This is a genomic window from Flavobacterium caeni (assembly GCF_900101895.1).
Classification (GTDB): domain Bacteria; phylum Bacteroidota; class Bacteroidia; order Flavobacteriales; family Flavobacteriaceae; genus Flavobacterium; species Flavobacterium caeni.
In genome coordinates this window covers 1-1,821 of record NZ_FMVF01000057.1, presented here as the reverse complement: position 1 = coordinate 1,821, position 1,821 = coordinate 1, and the positions used below count along the sequence as shown (strand labels likewise).

The 1,821-nt window shown below is 32.9% G+C and carries 2 protein-coding genes; both read right to left on the bottom strand.

What is annotated here, in order from left to right; genetic code table 11:
• Positions 1–186: 186 nt before the first annotated feature.
• A complete protein-coding gene (locus tag BLP55_RS16455; RefSeq protein WP_091147458.1) occupies positions 187–906 on the bottom strand; it encodes a hypothetical protein in 720 nt (239 codons plus the stop codon).
• 176 nt (positions 907–1,082) lie between these two features.
• A complete protein-coding gene (locus BLP55_RS16450; protein WP_091147456.1) occupies positions 1,083–1,715 on the bottom strand; it encodes a hypothetical protein in 633 nt (210 codons plus the stop codon).
• Positions 1,716–1,821: the final 106 nt, after the last annotated feature.

Sequence of the window (1,821 nt, the reverse complement as noted above, 5' to 3'; positions counted from 1 at the left end):
GACGAAGTTGATTCTACGAACTATTTTCCGGGTTTCCTCGGCGCTGTCATGTAACGTTTCGCGCAGTTACGCAGGAGCGGAAAAGCGGACTGAGTTCTCTCTGCTAAGATAAAACTTTGTTCGTGAAATCAAGACTTTCGGCTACGAAAAACCAGCTCTTGCTTAACTGCGCTGTTGGCAGCAGTACTATTCTTCAATCTTCGTAAAATATTGTTTTAAATTTTTCTGACTGTAATCATCAATCTTTCTGACTAAATCAAAATATTCCCACATTGACTTTGAAATATGTGGATTTATTCCAACTCCATTTAAGATTATTGTGAGAGAATGTGCGCGCCTAATGAAGAAAATATTATGGTGTAAATTATTTATAAGGTTAACGAAAGTACTATCTAAGAAAGGCATATATGTAAAAACCTTTTCAGAATAATATTCTACATTCTTTACGCAGTTTACATATATGAAATTTGCGAAATTAGCTTTTATTAGATTTGGAGGAACGCCAAGCATTTTGTTCTCAGGGAATTGCGATAAGTCCGCCTTTTCACAAATTTTTAAATACTCATCTTTGGTAATTTTCGCTTTATCATATTCCTTTGGATTTTCTCCTGCTGATTCTAACACAAAATTAAATACTGCATAGCCATTGTAAATAATTCGATCAGTTAAGTTGTAAACGGCTCCGTAAATATTTTTTTTATCCTTCTTTTGTTTCATTACGACTACCATCAAGTAGAATATATAACTTGATATGTATCCCAAACTTATGCGCGATACAATTATTCCAATTTTATTGCCGAAGTATATTTTCTCTGGAATATCAGAAAGAACGAATTCTATTAGAATTACATTTATAATTGCTATTACAAGAAAAATCTTTAATAGTTGTTTTTGAGTAATATTCATGATTGCGATATTTTTTCAAGTATTGCTGCCAACGTTAGGCCGCTTCACGCAGTTGCCGATCAACGCGGTCCGAGTTCTCTCTGCCGAAGATAAACAAAGTTCGTGAAAACTAAACGTTCAACTTAACCAAATCCCGGCAATTGCTTGAAACGGCGGTTAGTGGCGACCGTCGATTTTTAAAATAAACTTACACTTTTCACTTTTCCTTCCTCAATATTTACATAAAACATAAATCCAAATTTATACTTTCCGTTGGGAGCTAATTTTCCATTCAGATAAGCATTTGCACCTTCGGAAGGAGAATGAACTGAACTTTCTTGTTCAATCTCAACAATACCTTGGCTCGTTTTAAATGGAACCAATATTCTTTTCTTTTTAGCTTCGACTATTGTTTCATTTGCTTTTTTTGAACTTTCTATATAGTTTAATTCAAGGAAATTTATGAGTTTGTCGAACGTATTTAGATTGACGTCATATTTGTTCTCATTTATGAAAAATACATATTCATTTTTATTGTCAACTTTTAAAGCCAAAATATTATCATCAAAGAATCCATGTTTAAATAGGTAACTTTCATTTTGTTTTTCGATTAATAATGATTCGTTTCCTAGATAATCCCAATTCGCTTTTTCAACTTTACCATCGTGGGAAATAATTAATTCTTTATTTGCTCTAAAAATGTACACACTCTTTATGTTCGAAACCGTATCCACGATCACCCAATGATTCTTAGTTAACAAGCTAACGTCATCGAGTTGCTTCGAAAACTTTTTTAATGACGGGATAAGATTTGATAAATACGTTCTCATTAAGATTTTGCTGTCTTGTCCTGAAATAAGTTGACCATTTTGGTTATCAATTCAGGCTGTATTTTTTATAAATGTGTTTTTGATTTTGGTGAGCGAACTCGGGTGT

What these genes read in the sequence shown, in the direction of transcription:
- BLP55_RS16455 (WP_091147458.1), bottom strand. Translation starts at nt 906, where the DNA reads ATGAATATTACTCAAAAACAACTATTAAAGATTTTTCTTGTAATAGCA.
- BLP55_RS16450 (WP_091147456.1), bottom strand. Translation starts at nt 1,715, where the DNA reads ATGAGAACGTATTTATCAAATCTTATCCCGTCATTAAAAAAGTTTTCG.